The 19,226-nt window shown below is 67.7% G+C and carries 17 protein-coding genes; 8 read left to right on the top strand and 9 right to left on the bottom strand.

All coding sequences use genetic code 11. From position 1 onward, the window contains the following. Positions 1-238: 238 nt before the first annotated feature. The 6 genes from lnt to ACFC4D_RS01210 all read right to left on the bottom strand — a co-directional run bounded on the left by lnt (position 239) and on the right by ACFC4D_RS01210 (position 7,267). Positions 239-1,855, bottom strand: a complete 1,617-nt coding sequence (gene lnt, locus ACFC4D_RS01185; protein ID WP_376061872.1) for an apolipoprotein N-acyltransferase — start codon at positions 1,853-1,855, stop codon at positions 239-241. Positions 1,856-2,176: 321 nt separating this feature from the next. Beyond that, a complete protein-coding gene (locus ACFC4D_RS01190; RefSeq protein ID WP_376061143.1) occupies positions 2,177-3,772 on the bottom strand; it encodes an amidohydrolase in 1,596 nt (531 codons plus the stop codon). A 124-nt stretch (positions 3,773-3,896) separates the two neighbouring features. Further along, a complete protein-coding gene (locus tag ACFC4D_RS01195) occupies positions 3,897-4,679 on the bottom strand; it encodes an alpha/beta fold hydrolase (protein WP_376061144.1) in 783 nt (260 codons plus the stop codon). Between the two features lie 49 nt (positions 4,680-4,728). Next, on the bottom strand, positions 4,729-5,223 hold the full coding sequence (locus ACFC4D_RS01200) for an FxsA family protein (protein ID WP_364634098.1): 495 nt from the start codon (positions 5,221-5,223) through the stop codon (positions 4,729-4,731). A gap of 120 nt (positions 5,224-5,343) precedes the next feature. Then, the gene (locus tag ACFC4D_RS01205) at positions 5,344-6,006 is read right to left on the bottom strand and encodes a response regulator (protein WP_376061145.1); all 663 of its coding nucleotides are present in this window, start codon (positions 6,004-6,006) and stop codon (positions 5,344-5,346) included. Positions 6,007-6,049: 43 nt separating this feature from the next. Next, positions 6,050-7,267: a sensor histidine kinase gene (locus ACFC4D_RS01210; protein WP_376061146.1), complete on the bottom strand. Its 1,218-nt coding sequence runs from the start codon at positions 7,265-7,267 to the stop codon at positions 6,050-6,052. 60 nt (positions 7,268-7,327) lie between these two features. Between ACFC4D_RS01210 and ACFC4D_RS01215 the strand changes: the two genes are divergently transcribed. After that, on the top strand, positions 7,328-8,095 hold the full coding sequence (locus tag ACFC4D_RS01215) for a TSUP family transporter (protein WP_376061147.1): 768 nt from the start codon (positions 7,328-7,330) through the stop codon (positions 8,093-8,095). A gap of 35 nt (positions 8,096-8,130) precedes the next feature. Here ACFC4D_RS01215 and ACFC4D_RS01220 read toward each other — a convergent pair whose 3' ends face one another. Then, a complete protein-coding gene (locus ACFC4D_RS01220) occupies positions 8,131-9,108 on the bottom strand; it encodes a TetR/AcrR family transcriptional regulator (RefSeq protein WP_376061148.1) in 978 nt (325 codons plus the stop codon). A 187-nt stretch (positions 9,109-9,295) separates the two neighbouring features. On the opposite strand from ACFC4D_RS01220, the gene ACFC4D_RS01225 reads away from it, so the two are divergent. From ACFC4D_RS01225 to ACFC4D_RS01240, 4 genes are all read left to right on the top strand, one after another. Further along, positions 9,296-10,822, top strand: coding sequence for a TldD/PmbA family protein (locus ACFC4D_RS01225; protein ID WP_376061149.1), 1,527 nt, complete (start codon positions 9,296-9,298; stop codon positions 10,820-10,822). 21 nt (positions 10,823-10,843) lie between these two features. Further along, positions 10,844-12,238, top strand: a complete 1,395-nt coding sequence (locus tag ACFC4D_RS01230) for a metallopeptidase TldD-related protein (RefSeq protein ID WP_376061873.1) — start codon at positions 10,844-10,846, stop codon at positions 12,236-12,238. Between the two features lie 87 nt (positions 12,239-12,325). Beyond that, positions 12,326-12,832, top strand: coding sequence for a hypothetical protein (locus ACFC4D_RS01235; protein ID WP_376061150.1), 507 nt, complete (start codon positions 12,326-12,328; stop codon positions 12,830-12,832). A gap of 156 nt (positions 12,833-12,988) precedes the next feature. Beyond that, a complete protein-coding gene (locus tag ACFC4D_RS01240; RefSeq protein ID WP_375967463.1) occupies positions 12,989-13,804 on the top strand; it encodes an alpha/beta fold hydrolase in 816 nt (271 codons plus the stop codon). A gap of 91 nt (positions 13,805-13,895) precedes the next feature. On the opposite strand, the gene ACFC4D_RS01245 is transcribed toward ACFC4D_RS01240, so the two are convergent. Together ACFC4D_RS01245 and ACFC4D_RS01250 are read right to left on the bottom strand one after the other, a co-directional pair. Next, entirely contained in the window at positions 13,896-14,723 is an 828-nt protein-coding gene (locus tag ACFC4D_RS01245) for an alpha/beta fold hydrolase (RefSeq protein WP_376061151.1), read from the bottom strand. Positions 14,724-14,736: 13 nt separating this feature from the next. Further along, complete coding sequence (locus ACFC4D_RS01250) at positions 14,737-15,348, bottom strand: TetR family transcriptional regulator (RefSeq protein ID WP_376061152.1); 612 nt, start codon at positions 15,346-15,348, stop codon at positions 14,737-14,739. A 150-nt stretch (positions 15,349-15,498) separates the two neighbouring features. Between ACFC4D_RS01250 and ACFC4D_RS01255 the strand changes: the two genes are divergently transcribed. The 3 genes from ACFC4D_RS01255 (at position 15,499) to ACFC4D_RS01265 (ending at position 19,215) form a co-directional block, all read left to right on the top strand. Further along, positions 15,499-16,416 carry an NAD(P)H-dependent flavin oxidoreductase gene (locus ACFC4D_RS01255; RefSeq protein ID WP_376061153.1) on the top strand — a complete coding sequence of 306 codons (918 nt, stop codon included), beginning with the start codon at positions 15,499-15,501 and terminating at the stop codon, positions 16,414-16,416. Beyond that, positions 16,413-18,005 (top strand): AMP-binding protein, encoded by a 1,593-nt coding sequence (locus ACFC4D_RS01260; protein WP_376061154.1) that lies wholly within the window; start codon positions 16,413-16,415, stop codon positions 18,003-18,005. Before ACFC4D_RS01255 ends, ACFC4D_RS01260 begins: the two co-directional genes overlap by 4 nt. 118 nt (positions 18,006-18,123) lie before the next feature. Further along, a complete protein-coding gene (locus tag ACFC4D_RS01265) occupies positions 18,124-19,215 on the top strand; it encodes a S1C family serine protease (protein WP_376061155.1) in 1,092 nt (363 codons plus the stop codon). The last annotated feature ends 11 nt before the right edge of the window (positions 19,216-19,226 follow it).

Below are 19,226 nucleotides of genomic sequence, written 5' to 3' on the forward strand. Positions count from 1 at the left end.
ATTCGGAGCACCTCCCCGACCGGATTGGGGATGATCTCGAGTTGCCCGGCAACGAACGGCGTTGGCGGAGCGCATATTTAGACAGCTACCTCAAAGCAAACCTCGCGATTTTCGCGTTACTCGCAAAAGGAACCGTAGGAAACTCGGGCAAATCGGACGGTTCGACAGCCTCAGCTAAATATCGGCGAATCATGATCGCCGCAGCGGGACAGCCCTCGTCGCACGTGCCCGCAGTGAATTATTCGGCCGGAAGGGTGCCGGCCACCGCATCAGGATCTGCCGGAGTCGCAGTGGTGGTGCGCCGGCGAGTGACGGCCGCCACAGTTGCGACCGCGGCCAGGATACACAAGATTCGTTCCGGCGCGGGACCTATCCGGGAGGCGAGTGTCGTGTTCGTGCGCAGCGGCAGGGTCGCCACCAGAGCGGCCGGAACGAACTGCTCGGTCTGCTGCTGAATGGTGCCGTCGGCGGTGATCATGGCGCTCACCCCGGTGGTCACCGAAACCACCACGGCGCGACCGTGCTCCACCGCGCGAATCCGCGACATGGCGAGCTGCTGATAGGTCATCTCGCTCTTGCCGAAGGTGGCGTTATTGGACGGCACCGTGAGAATCTGCGCACCGGCGCGCACCGCGTCCTCGAAGGCGCGATCGAAGGCGACCTCGTAACAGGTGGCCACGCCGATGGCGACGGGCGCGCCGCCGCTCGCGGGCTGCACGTGCACCACGCCGTCACCGTTACCGGGCACGAAATAGCCAGCGCGGTCGGCGTATTCGGAGAAATGCCGGAAGAAGCTCCGATAGGGCAGGTATTCGCCGAACGGCTGGATGATCTTCTTGTCGTGCCGCTCGCCCGGGCCGCCGTCCGCGGTCCACACGATCACCGAATTGGTGGTGGTGCGATCGTCATTGACGAGCACCGCGCCAACCAGGATGGGGGCCTTGATATCTCGCGACGCCTGCGTGATCTCGGCATAGGCGTCGGAATTGCGCAGCGGATCGATATCGGAGGAATTCTCCGGCCAGATAACCACATCCGGCTGCGCGGCCTGCCCGGCCGCAACGGCCTTGGCGAGCTCTTCGGTGCGCTTGACGTGATTGTCGAGAACCGCGCGACGCTGGGAATTGAAGTCCAATCCCAACCGCGGCACGCTGCCCTGGATGGCGGCGACCGTGATCGGCCGGTTGCCGTCCTCCGGGCGGGGCAGCGCGGTCCGGAGGATCACTCCGGTGAGGGGAACTATAGCCACAAGCATTGCCGCAGCAACAATTCGGTTCCAGGATATGAGACGCCAACGCCCCGATCTGGGACGATTCGGACGCGCCCGCGGCGTGTCCGTGCTACGCGCGAACGCGATGCCCCACACCGTCGCCGCAGCCAGTCCCGCGCCCGTGAGCGCCACCGCGAAACTCACCAGCGGTGCGCCGCCGAGCATGGCGTACGGCAGATACCAGCCGTCGGCCTGCCCGAAAGCCAGTCTGCCCCACGGGAACCCACCGAACGGAAAGCTCGAGCGTCCCCATTCGGTGAGCGACCACACCGTGGCGACCCACAGTGGCCAGCCCGGCAACCGCCCGACCACGCGCACCAGCATTCCGAACAATCCGACATACACCGAGAGCGCCGTCGAGAGTCCGATCCACGGCACCGGTCCGACATAGATTCCGGTCCACGGCAGCAACGGCAGGAAAAACGCCATCCCAGCGAGGAATCCATACCCGAAACCCCCACGCGGACGGCCGTTTCCGCGCACGGTGAGAATGAGAATCGCAATCCCGACCGGCGCGAGAAACCACAGCGTCCGAGGCGGGAAACTCGCGAACAGCAACAGTCCGGCGATCACCGCCGCAACCATGCGCGCCACCACCGGATGATCCCGCAGCAAACCGTTCGCCCGGGCGGCTATGCCGCGCCCCGCCGCGTCGCTCCCCGCATGATCATCGCCCTCGACAATCGACTTGCTCACGACGCCAATACCTTTCGATCCTGCACCGCACCCCGAAACGTCTTTCCCGATGGGATGCGGATCGCACGCCCGAGATATGGCCTGCCGGTTCGGAATTCATGCCGACCGTACGCGATGTCGAGCGGCGGGCGGTGCACCAGGTCGCGACGCGGCCGGGCCTTCGCCCTATCGTCGGCCACTGTCGTGCGCGAAGCGCCTTCCGCCGGCCCGTCAGACCGCATGAATTGTGGTCCCGCGGTGCACGGTGGCCAGGCAGCGGGGCAGGGCCGCGTCCGGGGTCAGGGGCGGGAGGCCGGGGACTCGGGAGCGGGGGTCGGTGGACCAGCGCTGGACGGTGTCGGCGGCCGCGGCGACGACCAATTCGTCCGCTTCCCACACCGCGTACGAGGCGGGTGAGCCGGGGACCAGGGTTCCGGCGACGCCGTCACGGACGCCGCCCGCGCGCCATGCGCCCCGGGTCGCGGCGGCGAAGGCGGCGCGCGGGGAGATCTGGTGGCCGGGGGTGCGGTGGTTGACCGCCGCGCGCAGCGCCTCCCACGGGCTCAGGGCGGTGACCGGGGCATCCGAGCCGATGGCGAGGGAGATGCCCGCGGAAGCCATGGCGGAGAAGGGGTTCAGGGTGGCGGCGCGGTCCGCGCCCAGACGCGCGGCGTACATACCGTCCGTGCCGCCCCAGGCTGCGTCGAAAGCCGGTTGGACGCTGGCGATTACACCCCAGGCGGCCAGTTTCGCGATCTGCTCGGCGTCGACCATTTCGGCGTGTTCGATGCGGTGTCCGCGTGCGGCGAAGGCGGGGCCGCCGACCTGGGTGACGACCTGTTCGAAGCCCGCGACGACCGCGTCCATTGCGGCATCACCGATGACGTGGAAGCCGGATTGGATCCCGGCCTCGGTGCACGCGAGCACATGGGCGGCAATGGCTTCCGCGTCGAGGTAGGAAGTGCCGACGGTGTCCCGATCGGCGTACGGGTCGCGCAGCCACGCGGTGTGCGAGCCGATGGAACCGTCCACGAACAGGTCCCCGCCGAGCGCGTGCACGCCGAGTTCCTTGATCAGGGTGCGGGCCTCGTCGGCGGTGCGCACAGCCTGACCCCAGTACGCGCGCACCTCCACACCGTGGTCGAAGGCGAGCAGTTCGCGCACATCGGTCTCACCGGAGATATCGGGTCCGGCGCATTCGTGAACGGCGGCAATGCCATTGGCGGCGGCGTGATCCAGCGCGGCGCGACGGGCGGCATCGCGCTGCGCGGGTTCCAGTGCCCCGAGCGCGGCGCGGCGCACCAGGTGATGCGCTTCGGCGCGCAATGGTTCACCCCGGGTGAAGCCGGGTGTTCCGGTCAGCGCGGGCACGGCGTCCAGCAGTGCGGTGGAGGCGACGGCCGAATGCGCGTCCACCCGAGCCAGATACACGATGCGCCCGGGTGCGGCGGCGTCGATCTCCGCCAGGGTGGGCGGGCGGCCTTCGGCCCACGTGGTGTCGTCCCAGCCATCCCCGAGCACCGGTCCGGCGGGGTGCGCGGCAGCGTGCGCGCGCAGCAGTTCCAGGCATTCGGCGAGCGAACGCGCCTGTGCCAGATCGAGTCCGGTGAGTTTGAGTCCCAGCGCGGTGGTGTGCACGTGCGGGTCCACGAACGCGGGTGCGACGAACGCCCCGCCGAGGTCGACGATCTCGGCGTCCGGGTGCAGTGCTCGTCCGGTGCGGTCCGCGCCGACCCACACCACGGTGCCGTCGGTGACGGCCATGGCGGTGGCGTCGGGATTACTGGAGCTGTAGATGCGACCGCCGACAAGCAACTGGGTACTCACGGGTTTCCAGTCTGCCGCACGCGCCGCGTGCACTCGCAACCGCACTCCACCCACCGGACGTACGTCACATCTCGCCCGGCGCTCACGGTGATTCGGACTCGCGCGCTCCGTGTGGGAGGCGACATTATTCGGAGGGCTGCGCCTTGGCCGCGAGTTCAGTGATGGCGGCCGCGACCTCGGCGGGATGGGTGAAGGGCAGTTTGTGATCGCCCTCGAGCCAGCGCACCTCGATGCTCGGCACCGCGGCATGCAGGATTTCGCCGCCATCGCGCCAGGTCTTGTTGATCCGGGCGGCCTGCGCGTCCCTACCCTGCGAGGTCTGCGTGGCCAGCAGCATGGTCACCGGGCAGTCCAGGGTGCGATAGGTGTCCAGCAGTTTCTGCCGCCGCTGATCGACCTCGATGGTGAGGTCGGCGAACGCCTTGCCCGGCATGGCGTATCCGTGCGCGCTCATACGCACCAACAGCATGGCGAGTTTGGTGCCGAGGCTGTTGAAGGATTCGCGGGTCTTCTTGGGATCGTCGATGAGCGATGCCTGGATGGGGGCCGCGCCGTCCAGCAGCACCAGTCCGGCGATCTCGCCCGGATGCGCGGCGGCGTACTCGACCGCAAGATCCGCGCCCAGGGACCAGCCGATGAGTATCGGCTGCTGCACATCCAGCGCGCGCAGCACCGCGTCCACATCGGATTCGAAGTCCGCGAACTTGTAAGACTCTGCGGTGGAAGCCTTTCCGTGCCCACGCAGGTCGAACGTGATGCTCTCGTATCCGTGCAGTTCCGAGACGACCTGCTTCCACGCGACCTGGGTCGCGCCCGCGCCGTTGAGGAAGACGAGCGCGGGACCCGCCCCGGACCGCGTCACCGGCAGGGTGACCGCGCCATTGCGCACGGTGGTCTCGCTGGACATCGCTATCGGCCCTTCGACTATGCGGGTCTGAACGGCGTTCAGCCTACGGTCAGCGCGGGTCGATCATGCGGCGGGCATCGCCCTGGCCGTCGTCGTAGTACTCGGTGACCACGGTGGCGTCGATGACCTCACCGTCGGGATCGATCACCACATTGCGGTAGCCGTACGGGCCGACCGCGGTGGCGACCCGGGCCAGGCGGCGCGCGGCGAACGCGGCCACCACCGGGCGGATCAGGAAACGGGTGAACGGCACCAGCGCGACCAGGCCGATCAGCGAGGTGAGCAGACCGGGCACGAACATCAGCACCGCGCCGACCGTAACCAGTGCGCCGTCGGCGACGGCGGTGCTCGGGTCGAGCTCACCGCGCGAGGCGCGGCGGAAGTTCTCGAAGACGCGACGGCCCTGCGAGCGAACCAGGATCAGGCCCGCGGCCGAACCCGCGATGAGCAGCAGAATGGTCGGGAACACGCCGATGAGGTGACCGAACAGAATGAGCGTGGCGATCTCGGCGATGAAGTACGCGGCGAACAATAGTGCGGGCATTAGGCGATCCTTTCGGCGATCTACTTCCCTCAACGGTTCGCACTGCGAATTTTCTCCCGATGCGTCCGGATTCACATTCGGCTATCAGGGTGTATGCGGTAATGCCCGGTGCAGAGCGGGTCAGGCGTTGCCCGGCCGGACCAATCCGGTTTCGTAGGCCAGCACCACCGCCTGCACGCGATCGCGCAGGTTGAGCTTGGTGAGCACGCGCCCGACATGGGTTTTGACGGTCGCCTCGGACAGGAACAGAGCCCCGGCGATCTCGGCATTGGAGCGTCCGACGGCGATGTGTTCGAGGACCTCGCGCTCACGGGCGGTGAGCACATCGAGGATGGCGGGATCGCGCCCGGCGGCGGGATCATCGGCGATGAGACGGTCCAGCAGGCGTTTGGTGACCTTCGGTGACACCACGGCGTCCCCGGCGGCGACACTGCGAATGGCCGAGATGAGGTCCTCGGGCGGGGTGTCCTTCAACAGGAAGCCGCTGGCCCCGGCGCGCAGCGCGCCCAGCGCGTGCTCGTCGAGATCGAAGGTGGTCATGACCAGAACGCGGCTGCCGCAACCGGATTCGATGATTTTGCCGGTGGCGGTGACACCGTCGGTGATGGGCATGCGCACATCCATGAGCACCACATCCGGGCGCAGTTCGGCGGTGCGGGAGATGGCGGTGGCCCCGTTATCGGCCTCCCCCACCACCTCGATATCCGGGTGGGCGCCCAGCACCATCTTCAAACCCGCGCGCATGAGTTCCTGGTCGTCCACGACGAGAACGGTGATCGGCACATCATCCAATCTATCGGTACGACGGCCGGACCGGCCCCGGCGGCTAGTCCGGGACGGCCCGGTACAGCGGGATCGTGGCGTGCACCGCCCAGCCGCCATTGCCGGTGCGGCCGACGGTGAGGGTGCCGCCGAGCACCGCGATGCGTTCGCGCATACCGACCAGGCCGAGACCACTGCCGGGAATCAGGCTCGCGGGGGCGGTGATCCGGGTGGGCAGGGATTCACCGCATTTACCGTGCGTGCGGGCAGTCGGCGCGCCGCCGGAATCGACGATATCGAGCAGCACATCGTTCTCCGCGCGTTCGATGCGGACTTCGGCGCGCGGATCGGGACCGGCGTGCCGCAGGGTATTGGTGAGCGATTCCTGCACGATGCGGTGGATGCCGAGGCTGACTTCCGGTGTGACGGTATCGATTTCGCCGCACAATTCCAGGGAGACATCGAGTCCGGTATCGCGCATCATGCGTACGACTTTGGCGATGCCCGCGGTGCCGTGCTGCGGAAGTTCTTCCGGCGCATGCTCGATGCGCAGCAGCTCCACGGTGCGCCGCAGTTCGCGCAGCGCGTCGCGGCCGGTTCCGGCGATGGTGGTCATGGCCTTCTCGGCCAGATCGGGATTGTCCCGCAACGCGAATCGCGCACCGTCGGCCTGCACGATGATCACGCTCACCGCGTGCGCGACCACATCGTGCAATTCACGAGCGATGCGCGTGCGCTCGGCCGCGACGGCATCGTGCGCACGCCTTTCCTTGTCATAGTCGGCAACCGCCAACCGTGCAGCCACCTCTGCGTCATAGGCGTGCCGCGCCCCCACGAATTCGGCGAAGGTCCAGCACAGCGCGTAATACAGCGCCGTGAACGCCAGATCACCACCCTCGGGTTTGCCGATCAGCAGAAACGAGAGCGTGCTGTCGAAGACCAGCAACCCCAGATACCAGAGTCCTTCGCGCCGGCCCACATACGCGACCAGCGTGTACAGCATCACCCCGAGCCCCAGCAGCGCCGGATGCACCGACGAATCATCCCCGGCCCAATGCGTGATCGTGGTGCTCGTGGAAATCAGCACCAACACCAGCGCCGCCCCGCGCGGATAGGTCCGCCGGAAAATGATCGGCACCACCAACAGCACACCCAGCACCAGGTAGGCGACCTTATTCCTGGCCTCCCCCACCGCCAGCACATCCAAGGTCAACAGCAACAGAGCCAGTATGGAATCGGAGATGAGCGGCTTCCCTCGCAGCCACAAGCTGAACCGGCGCACTCCCACACCCTAGAGGTAGGCGGTTTGCTCGCGGTTCACGAAGTCTGGTTGGGTCGCGGGGTGGGTGTTGCGGACTGGGCGGTTTTGCTGACGGCGGCTACCGCCGCGGGGTGGGTCGATGCCGTGGTCGGCGGCGGGGGTTTGATCGTCTTGCCGACGCTCTTCGTGGTGCTGCCCGGACTCGCGCCGCAAACGGCGTTGGGCACCAATAAGATTGCCGCGTTCTCCGGCACCACGGCCGCGGTGATCACCTTCGCCCGCAAGGTGCCGATGCGCTGGAAGCTGCTGATTCCCGGCGCGGTGATCGCCGCCATCGCGGCGGCGTGCGGTTCCGCACTGGTGGCCCTGATCGACCGCAAATACTTCATCCCGATCGTCATGGTGGTGCTGATCGGCGTCGCCATCTTCGTCACCATTCGCCCGTCCGTGGGCGTCACCATGGCGACCCATCCCCCCACCCGCCGCAAAACCCTGCTGGTCGTGGGCCTGGCCGCCGGTCTCATCGGCCTCTACGACGGCGTCCTCGGCCCGGGCACCGGCACCTTCCTCATCATCACCTTCGCCACCCTGCTCGGCACCGAATTCGTCCGCGCCGCCGCCATGGCCAAGGTCATCAACTGCGGCTCCAACCTCGGCTCCCTGATCTTCCTCGCCTCCACCGGCCACGTCCTCTGGGCCCTGGGCCTCTCCATGGCCGTCGCGAATGTGGCGGGCTCCATCGTGGGCTCCCGCATGGCCCTCGCCAAGGGCGCAGGCTTCGTCCGCATCGTCCTACTGGTCGTGGTGGTAGCCATGGTGATCCGCCTGGGCTGGCAGCAGTTCGCCTGATTCCCGCCGTACCGCTGAGGCACGACGGGCCGGGGTCAGACGTAGGCGTTTTCGCGGACTCGTAGGTCGCCTGCCGGTTCGGGGTCCGGGTCGGATGCGGAAGAGTTGCCGCGCCAAGAGGATTCGCCGCCCGAGTCGGGGGTGGGGGTGGAGTCGGGGGTGACGCAGGAGCCGGTGGGGAGGTGGTGCACCGGGTCGGGGGTGACGCGGCGGAGCATGGCGGCGCCGAGGTGGCGAACCGGGAGGTCGGTGCGGCGCACGGGTTCCGTGGTCACGTAGGACGGGCGGGGGTCTTCGGTGCGGGGCGCGGGGGTTTGGTCTACGCGCGGGGCGGCCGTCATGGCGTGGGAATGGCTGGCGTCCGGATCGGCGCTGGCTATCGCCGCGGGGGGCGGGGCGGAGAGCCAGGGGGCCAGGACCTTCGAGGTGGTTTCCTGGATCTTGCGTTGCAGCTCATCGGGATCGCTGATGGCGCTGGTCTGGAACAGAACCGTCAGCGCGCCGGAGACCGCGCCGACGACCGCGCCCACCAGGGCGGCCGCGCCGACCTCGTCGAGTTCGTCGGGGAAGGCGGTGCGCAGTTGCCGGGCTATTTCCTGTTGCGCCGAGAGCTGGGCGTAGGCGGCGCGGCCCGAGACGGCGGGGACGGTGCGCGAGACCTGCGCTCGGACAACGGCTATGCGGGCGGCGAGGGTGTCGCCGAGGTGCTCGCCGGGGTTATCGCCGGCCGCGCGTAAGGCACGTAGCAACACCTCGACGGGGCGTTCGTCGGGACGGCGGGCGGCGATGGCGCGGGCGGCCGCACTCACCCGATCGTCGGGTTCGGGAAAGAGGAGTTCCTCTTTGCTGGCGAAGTAGTTGAAGAACGTCCGGGTGCCGACTTCGGCGGCCGCGGCGATATCGGCGACGGTGGTCGCCTCATAACCTCTGCTTTCGAACAATTCGACGGCGGCCTCGTAGAGGGCACGGCGGGTGCGTTCTCGTTTGCGGTCGCGGAGCGCTGATGGCGGCACGCGGGCAGACGCTACGCCATTGCGACCGAAAAACCCGGTATGTACTGGGCTTGTCGCCCGCGTTTCATGCTGTGCTTCTTCACACTCCGTGCATTCTTGCAGCGTGTGCAGGTTTGCACGGTGTGAACTTCATTGTGTCCCAGTGTGTTGTTGAAGCACCGGTACGCGACCCTCTAGCGTGGTGCGGGTGAGCATCGCAACCAAGGTCGTGGATCCCGAGTTCCGCGCGCTGCCGCTGACCGCGCTCGCCGATGCCGCTCTGACGGCGGCGCGAGCGGCCGGGGCGGAGTACGCGGACCTGCGGGTGCACCGACTCACGCAGCAGAGCATCCGGTTACGCGACGGGCGCGTCGAATCCGTGCGCGACAGTACCGATCTCGGTTTCGCGGTGCGCGTGATCGTCGACGGCACGTGGGGATTCGCCTCGCACGCCGATCTCACACCGGAGTCGGCGGTGCAGGTGGCGCGGCGCGCCGTGACGGTTGCCAGCACATTGCGCGGCCTGAATCGCGAGCGTGTCGAGCTCGCCGATGAGCCACGTTATGACGGCGTGGAATACGTCTCCGAATACGATATCGATCCGTTCGCGGTGCCGACACCGGACAAAGTCGCACTGCTACTGGACTATTCGGAGCGGCTCAAAGCAGCCGACGGCGTGGATCACGTGACAGCGAACGTGCTGCAGGTGAAGGAGCAAACCTTCTACGCCGACACCTTCGGCTCGCGCATCACCCAGCAGCGTGTGCGCCTGCACCCGGAGATCGAGGCCATCACCGTCGATCCGTCGGCGGGCGTCTTCGAAACCATGCGCACCCTCGCCGCCCCGGCGGGTCGCGGCTGGGAGTACGTCACCGGCGCGGACGGAACCTGGGACTGGAACGGCGAACTCGCGCAGATCCCCGGGTGGCTGGCCGAGAAGGTCAAGGCCCCGACCGTCACCGCCGGACCCACCGATCTGGTCATCGACCCCACCAATCTGTGGCTGACCATCCACGAATCCATCGGCCACGCCACCGAATACGACCGCGCCATCGGCTACGAATCCGCCTATGCGGGAACCTCCTTCGCGACCCCCGACAAACTCGGCACGCTGAAGTACGGCACCCCGATCATGCATGTCACCGGCGACCGCACCCAGCGGCACGGTCTGGCCAGCGTCGGCTGGGACGACGAGGGCGTCGCCGGACAGCGATGGGATCTGGTGCGCGAGGGCGCCCTGGTCGGCTATCAACTCGACCGCGTCTTCGCACCCCGCCTGGGCCTGGAGCGTTCCAACGGCTGCTCGTATGCCGATTCGGCACACCACGTTCCGATCCAGCGCATGGCGAACGTCTCCCTGCAACCCGATCCCGAACGCGATACCACCACCGCCGAACTCATCTCCCGCGTCGAGAACGGCATCTATATCGTCGGCGACAAGTCCTGGTCGATCGATATGCAGCGCTACAACTTCCAGTTCACCGGCCAGCGTTTCTTCCGCATCCGCGATGGCGAACTCGCCGGGCAGCTGCGCGATGTCGCGTATCAGGCCACCACCACCGACTTCTGGGGTTCGATGGAAGCGGTCGGCGGCCCCTCCACCTGGGTGCTGGGCGGTGCGTTCAATTGCGGTAAGGCCCAGCCCGGTCAGGTGGCGGCGGTCTCGCACGGTTGCCCGTCGGTGCTGGTGCGCGGGGTCAATATTCTCAATACCCGCGCCGAAGCCGGACAGTAGGAAAGGACCGACACGGTGAGTGTGCTCCCCGCCCCCGAGGTCGTCGAACGCGCGCTGCGGTCCTCGCGCGCCGATGAGGCCATGGTGATCGTCACCGACGCGCATGAGGCGTCGCTGCGCTGGGCCGGAAACTCCATGACCACCAATGGTTCCTCGATAGCGCGGGACTGGGCGGTGGTCTCGATCTTCCGCGATGACGCCGGTGCGCGCGTCGGCAGCGTGAGTTCCACGAGTGTGGACCCGGCCGATATCAAGGCCGTGGTGCGCGCCAGTGAGGAGGCCGCGCGCACCGCCGAACCCGCGCGCGATGCCATGCCGCTGCTGGATCCGCAGATCGTGGATCACGCGACCCTCGATGCCATGCTGGATTGGGAGGGTGAACCCGGCAGCACCGATATCTCGGTCTTCGCCGAACTGGCCCGCGATCTCGCACCCGGGTTCGACGGCAGCGATCAGCTGTACGGATTCGCGCATCATCAATTGCATTCCACCTGGCTGGGCACCTCGGCCGGGATTCGGCGGCGCTGGGTGCAGCCGACCGGATCGGTGGAGATCAACGGCAAACGCGGCGCCGGAGCGGATTTGGCGAGCGCGTGGGTCGGTGCGGGCACCACCGATTTCGCGGATGTGGATGTGCCCGGCCTGCTCGCCGAGCTGTCCCGCCGCCTGGATTGGAGCAAACGGCGGGTCGACCTGCCCGCCGGACGCTACGAAACCCTGCTGCCGCCATCGGCCGTCGCGGATCTGATGATCTATATGGCGTGGACCATGGAGGGCCGCGGCGCGCATGAGGGCCATACCGCGTTCTCCCGCGCGGGCGGCACCCGAATCGGGGAGCGGCTCACCGATATTCCGCTCACCCTGTATTCGGATCCGAGCGCGGCCGGACTGGAGTATCGGCCGTTCGTCGCGACCCCCGCGTCTTCGGAATCGCTGTCGGTGTTCGATAACGGGCTCACCGCGCAGCGCGCGAACTGGGTGCGCAAGGGCGTCATCGAGAATCTGGTGTATCCGCGCGCCACCGCGGCCGAATTCGATGCCACCGTCACGGTTCCTGGCGAGAACCTGCTCATGACCGGCGGCGGGGACGCGTCCCTCGCGGATATGATCGCGCGCACCGAACGCGGGCTGCTGCTGACCTGCCTGTGGTACATCCGCGAGGTGGATCCGGCGACGCTGCTGCTGACCGGTCTCACCCGCGACGGGGTGTACCTGGTCGAGAACGGTGAGGTCACCGCCGCGGTCAATAACTTCCGCTTCAACGAATCACCCCTGGATCTGCTGCGCCGGGTCAGTGAAGCGGGCCGCAGCGAGATCACCCTGCCGCGCGAATGGAAGGACTGGTTCACCCGGACCTCCATGCCCGCCTTGCGAATTCCCGATTTCCACATGTCCTCGGTGAGCCAGGCGACGTAACCGGTGCCGACTGGCGAGCCGACCTCGGGCGTGAGGGACGACTCCGGGCCCAACGGCCGGCACGCGGACGGTTCGTCGCGCATCGGTATGGGTACACGCGGCGGCTGGTGGGCGGTTGTCGCGGGAATGACGGTGGTCGGCGTGCTCGAAGCCGTTGTGTTGCATTTCCTCGCGACGGCGCTGCTGCCCACCGTGGCGGCGCGCATCGTGGATGCGGTGGTGGGCGGTGAGACGCTCTTGGTCCTGCTCGCGGCGGCCTCACCGCTGTGGAGCGTGATCCGGGTCGATAACGCACGCGTGCGGGCACGCTTCGGCTGGCTTGCGGCCGTTGATATTCCGCGAACCGAGATCGGCAAGGCCGAGCGGTTCCGGCCGACACCGCAACGCCCCGCCGAACTCGGCTTGGATTTCGACGCGGACAGCGAACTACTCTCGTTCATCCGCTCCCCCGGCTCCCCCTTGGTGCGCATCGACTTTCGCGCCGAGCTGCCCGCCCGCACCCGCGGCACCCGGCGGGTGCGCGCCCGGGCCGTACTGCTCAGCACCTCCGATGCGGAGCGATTACTCGCGGCATTGCCCACCGCCGCCCGCTGATCGCGACACGCCACGGCGCGGGTGACGCGCCCAGCGAACACGCCGCAGACGGCGAACACACGCCAAATCGGCTCCGCCACGCAATGATTCCTTCGGCTAGCTACCCGGCTGTACCGGCATCACCTCTTCCAGCGTTCGCACCAGAAGGACCGAACCATGAGCACCTCGACCGTTATCTCCAAGGACGGCACCGTCATCGCCTACGACAAGATCGGCGGCGGCCCGGCCGTCGTCCTGGTCGACGGCGCGTTCTGCCACCGGGGCATGGGGCCCAGCGCCCCTGTGGCCAAGGAGCTTTCGGACAGCTACACCGTGTACACCTATGACCGGCGCGGACGCGGTGCGAGCGGGGACACCCAGCCGTACGATCCGCAGCGCGAGATCGAGGATCTCGCCACGGTGGCCGCCGAAGCCGGTGCGCCCGTGAGCATTTGCGCCTTCGCCTCCGGCGTCCCGCTCGCCCTGGAGGCGGTGCGGCACGGATTGGCCGTCGACAAACTCGGGCTCTATGAATTCCCGCTGGTCACCGATGATTCCCGCACGCCGATCCCGGCCGACTACCAGCAGCGCCTGATCGATCTCATCGCCGCCGAAAAACGCGGCGCCGCAATCAGATACTTCATGCGCGCCGCCATCGGAGCGCCCGCACCGGTGACGGCGGTCTTCCCCCTCATGCCCGGCTGGTCCGGACTCACCAAGACCGCGCACACGCTGCCGTACGACGCCCGCTTCCTGGCCGACGCCCTGGACGGTAAACCCATCCCCGCCGATCGCTACGACTACATCACCGCACCAACCGCAGTCTTCGCGGGCTCCAAGAGCCCGCAGTGGATCCGCCACGGCAATACCGCACTGGCGCAGGCCATTCCGGGCGCGTATTACGCCGAACTGCCCGGTCAGACCCGCCAGGTCAAGGCCAGGCTCTTCACGCCCACGTTGAAGACGTTCTTCGCGGCCAGGCCGACGCACTGACGATCCCGCGCCGGTTCCACACCGGCACAGCGAGTTTCGGACCGAATCGGACCCGGTGATCCGCACCCCGCGCGCTGATCACCGGTTCCGATCAGCCCGCCGCGCGAGTGGCGGTGGCCAGTGCCGTCCATTCGAGAATGGTGTCCGCCACCAGCTTCGGATCGTCGTACATGGGGACGTGGCCGACATCGGGCAGCGTGCGCCAGGTCGCGGACGGGGCGTAGCGACGCCAGTTCGGGGCGTAGCGGTCGTACGGGAGGATGCGATCGCTACCGCTCCAGGCGATCAGCACCGGCAGATCCAGCGGACCGTACGGCTCGTACTCGGTGGCGATAATTCCTGGAAAGTCCTCGATCGCGGTGCACTGCAAAGCGTTTCGCGCGGCCAGCATGGCATGCTCGGCGGTGACCCGATCACCGTGCTCACAGACCACCCGCATGGCCTCGCGGCGCAGCGCGGGCACCCGCATCACCAGCGGTAGCAGGGGTGCGCCCAGCCGTTGCCGACGGCGCATGGCGCGGAAGATGCCCGGCACCCGGGTCTCGGTGGTCGACCACGCTCCGGCCGGAGACAGCGCGACCACACTGCGCGCCCGGCCTCGACGCGCCAATTCCATCGCCAACCAGCCGCCCAGGGAGTTTCCCACGATGTGCGCGGTCTCGAATCCGGCGTCGTCCATGGCCTTTTCGAGCCAATCGGTGGCCTTCGCGATCGTGTACGGGCGCGGCCAGCCGGGAACATCGATCATTCCGGCGTGCCCGGGAAGGGTCGGCGCGAACACATCGTGATGTTCGAACAGTAGGGGCGCGACCGTATCCCAGCAATGCCAACTACTGGTGCCGCCGTGCAACAGCAGCAGCGGTTCCCCCTGCCCGCCTCGCAACGCGGTCGTCGAATGGGTATCGGGGTTCGTCGGCATTGACGAGTCCTTTCTACGGTGGATCGAGCAGGGCCAGGCGCATGAGCTGACCGAGTGAGCGCGCGGAGTTCTCCGGGGTGTCCCCGGGTTGGATCATGTGGCTGAACAGCAGCCGGACCAGGCTGTTGACGAAGAATTCCAGGTCGATATCGGTGCGCAGCAGGGGTTTCCAATGCTGTTCCACATTGGCCAGCGCCAGCTGAGTCGCGGCGGCCAGGTACGGCCCGGAGCGAATCGTCACCAGCGAGAGCATTTCGTCGGGAGCCTCGGGCGCGGCGCCCAGCACCACCGCCGACAACGGATCCTGCGCCTGGGTGCGCAGCAGGAATTCGGCGATCGCGGTGATGGCGGCGACCGGATCCGCGCGATGCTCCTCGAACACCGCGGCCGCACCGGTCAGGTAGCGCGAGGTGTTCTCCCAGGAAATGGCTTCCAGCACAGCCGCTTTGGAGCCGAATTCGTTGAACACGGTGCGCCTGCTCACCCCGGCGCGGATGGCGATATCGGCCATCCGGACCGCGTTCCAGCCGGTGCTGCCCGCCAATTCCATGGCGGCGTCGATGATGCGCTGCCGGGCCAGCGCACGGGAGGCCGCGCGCAGGGAGGGTGTCTCGCTGCTGTTCACGGCGTACATCCTTCCCTGTCCGCATGATCACGTCTTCCTTCACCCGCCGGTTGACAGTCGCACTCCACACATTGAATAGTTGCACTCTGATGTTCTCAGAGTGCACGCACCGCACTCGACTGTCAACAAGATGCACGTTTTGGAGGTTCCGTGTCGCTGCCCGCCGACCTGGCCGACCGGCTGACGATCCCGCTCATAGCCGCGCCGATGACCGGCGTCTCCGGTCCGGAAATGGTCGCCGCGACCTGCCGGAACGGGGTGATCGGAGCCTTTCCGACGCATAACGCGGCCGATTCCGAGGAACTGGACGACTGGCTCACCCGTTTGAGCGCGCTCCCGGCCGACGCCGCCCCGATCGCGCCCAATCTGGTGGTGCATCGCACCAACGCGCGCCTGACCGCTGATCTGGACCGGCTGCGCGCACATCGGGTGGAGCTGGTCATCACCAGCGTCGGCTCCCCCGAACCCGTCATCGAACCCCTGCACGCCTTCGGCTGCCGCGTCTTCGCCGATGTCGCCACCCTGCGTCATGCCCGCCGCGCACTCGACGCGGGTGCGGACGGCCTGATCCTGCTCACGGCGGGTGCGGGCGGGCAGACCGGTTCGGCGAACCCGTTCGCGTTCGTGCGCGCGGTGCGCGAATACTTCGACGGGCCCGTCGTGCTCGCGGGCGGTATCGGCGACGGTCACGCCCTGCTGGCCGCGCGCACGCTCGGCGCGGATCTGGCCTATATGGGCACCGGATTCATCGCCACCACCGAAAGCCGTGCGCCACAGCGCTATCGCGAAGCCGTGGTGGCGGCGACCCTCGACGATGTGCGCCAGACCGACGATGTCGGCGGGCTCCCCGCCAATCTCCTCGCCGCCTGGCTCGATGAGCTGCACATACAACGGGTGTCGGCGGGCGACTTCCGGACCGAACGACTGCTGGGCGGCCGAACCGTCTGGAGCGCCGGGCATTCGGTGTCCGGTGTACACGCGGTGACATCAGCCGCCGAGGTCATCGAACGGGTGCGCGCCGAATATCGCGAAGCCCGCGATCTGCTGCTCGAAAACTCCTGCGGGTGAAGGGAATCACCGTCATGACCTATCAGAACTCACTGTGGGGACCGGTCACCCGCGTCCTCGATCGCGCCTGTCTGCACTTCGCGACGCGCACCGCGCTCATCGCCGGTGACCGGTCGCTGACCTATGCCGAACTGGGCGGCCTCACCAACCGGATTGCGAACAGCCTGCTCGCACTAGGCATTTCGAAGGGTGACCGGGTGGGCCTGCTGATGCCGAACACCCTGAAATTCGTGCCCGCCCAGTACGGCATCTGGAAGGCGGGCGCGGTGCCGGTGCAGATGGCCGCCCGCGCCTCGGCCGAGGATCAGGAATACTTTCTCACCGCGTCCGAGGCCACCACGCTGATCTACCACCAGGCTTTCGATGCGGTGGCGGCCGGGCTCGTACAGCGGGTGCCGACCCTGCGCACGCTCATCCGGGTCGGTGACCAGCCCGTCGATCTCGCCTTGGACTTCGGCGAAATCACCTCGGCCGCATCCGATTCCGCGCCCGGGGTGGAACTCGGCCCGAACGATCCGGCCCAGATCCTGTTCACCTCCGGTTCCACCGGCATCCCCAAGGGCGTGCTGTTCACCCACGATCGGCTCAGCCACTACCTGATCACCGCGGGCCTGGAGATCGGCGACACCCGCCCCGGCGAGGTCTTCGCGCACGGCGCTCCGCTCACCCACTTCACCCAGATCTTCCTGCTGCCGACCTTCCTGCGCGGCGGCACGAATGTGATCATGCCCGGCCTGGACGTGGATACCCTGCTCGGCACCGTCGAGCGGCATCGCGTCACGGCCACCGCGATCGTGCCCACCGTGCTGTACGTCTTGCTCGATCATCCGAAACTGGTTGCGGCGGATCTGAGTTCACTCGGCACGGTGATCTACGCCGGTTCCCCGATGGCCCCGGAGAAACTGCGCGCCGCCGTCGACGCGCTCGGCCCCGTGTTCGTCCAGGCGTACGCGGGCACCGAACCCGGTTTCATCAGCTGCCTGCGCAAACAGGATCACAACGCCGACGACCCGCATGCGCTCGCCCGCCTCGGCTCAGCCGGACGCCCGCTGTTCCAGGTGGACATCTCCATTCAGGACGAACAGGATCGCCCGCTGCCGCCCGGCGAACCCGGTGAGATCTGCGTGCGCCAACTCGGCCGCATGGCCGGATATCTGGACGCCGCCAAGGATTCCGAGGCCATCCGCGCGGACTGGGTGCACTCCGGCGATATCGGTTACCCCGATGACGCGGGCTATCTGTTCCTCGTTGATCGCAAGAAGGATCTCGTGGTCACCGGCAGCTACAACGTCTTCCCCCGCCAGATCGAGGATGTGCTCGCCACCCATCCCTCGGTCGCGCAGTCGGCGGTGATCGGTGTACCGCATCCGAAATGGGGTGAGGCCGTGCACGCGGTGGTGGTCCGCCGCCCCGGGCATCCCGTCACCGCCTTCGAATTGATCGAACTGGTGAAGGAGCACAAGGGCAGCGTCTGGGCGCCCAAAACCCTGGACTTCGTGGAATCGCTCCCGCTCAACGCCTCCGGCAAGGTCGACAAGAAGGCGCTGCGCGCACCGTACTGGTCCGGCCGGGACCGCCAGGTCAACTGACCGCGGCCGCCAATCGACTCCGATCCCATTGCGCTACCGGCGAACAGGATGCCGAGACGCTCGCGCGCGGGCATCCTGGGAGCAGGCAACGTAATCATGTAATCGGGTGGTGATGACCATGGCCGACGACTCAACCCTCTCCCCGACCGCCAGTTCGGACGAAACCGGGCAACCGGACTTCGACACGACGGGTTCCCGCGCGGACGCGCCCCGGCCGGCGGATAGCGGGGCCGTCCCGAGCACGGAACGATCAAGCAGCACTGGCGGTACGACTGCCGACATCGATGCGGCTGCCGAAGCCGCCGCGCTGGACGCGTACTCCCGCACGGTGATCAGCGTGGCGCAGGCGGTGACCCCGCATGTGGCGAGCGTGCAGACCCGGCGCGGCGGCGGATCTGCCGTCGTCTACACCGATAACGGGTATCTGCTCACCAATGCGCACGTGGTGGGCTCGGCCAAGAACGGGGTGGTCGTGTTCGCCGACGGCGTGGAATCCCGCTTCGATGTGATCGGGGTGGATCCGCTGTCGGATCTGGCGGTGCTGCGCGCTCGCGGTGGCGCACCAGCGGCGGTATCGATGGGTGACGCCGACAATCTCGTGGTCGGGCAGCTCGTGGTGGCGGTCGGCAGTCCACTCGGCCTGGCCGGATCGGTGACGGCGGGCGTGGTCAGCGCGCTCGGCCGTTCGGTACCGGTCGGCAATGGCCGAGCCGCGCGGGTCATCGAGGATGTGATCCAAACCGATGCCGCCCTGAATCCGGGCAATTCCGGTGGCGCACTGGCGGATTCGGCGGGCCGGGTGGTGGGCATCAATACCGCCGTGGCCGGAATCGGCCTGGGCCTGGCCATTCCGATCAATGTGACCACCCGCCGCATCATCACCACCCTGCAACACGAGGGCAAGGTGCGCCGCGCCTACCTGGGCATTGTCGGCGTACCAGCACCGCTACCGGAGGCCGTCGCCGAACGCACCGGCCAGAACGCCGGTCTGCGCATCGTGGAGGTGGTGCGCGGCGGCCCCGCCGAACGCGCCGGATTGCGGCGCGGCGATCTGGTGCTGAGCGTGGCCCGCCGCGAAGTGCGTGACGCACAGGGCATCCAACGCCAACTCTTCGGCGACGCCATCGGCCGCACCCTGCCGGTCACGGTGCTGCGCAACGGCGCGATGGTGGACGTGATCGCCGTCCCGGTCGAATTGACCGTGGACTGAATCGGATTCGG

The organism is Nocardia sp. NPDC056000, from assembly GCF_042269265.1.
Classification (GTDB): domain Bacteria; phylum Actinomycetota; class Actinomycetes; order Mycobacteriales; family Mycobacteriaceae; genus Nocardia.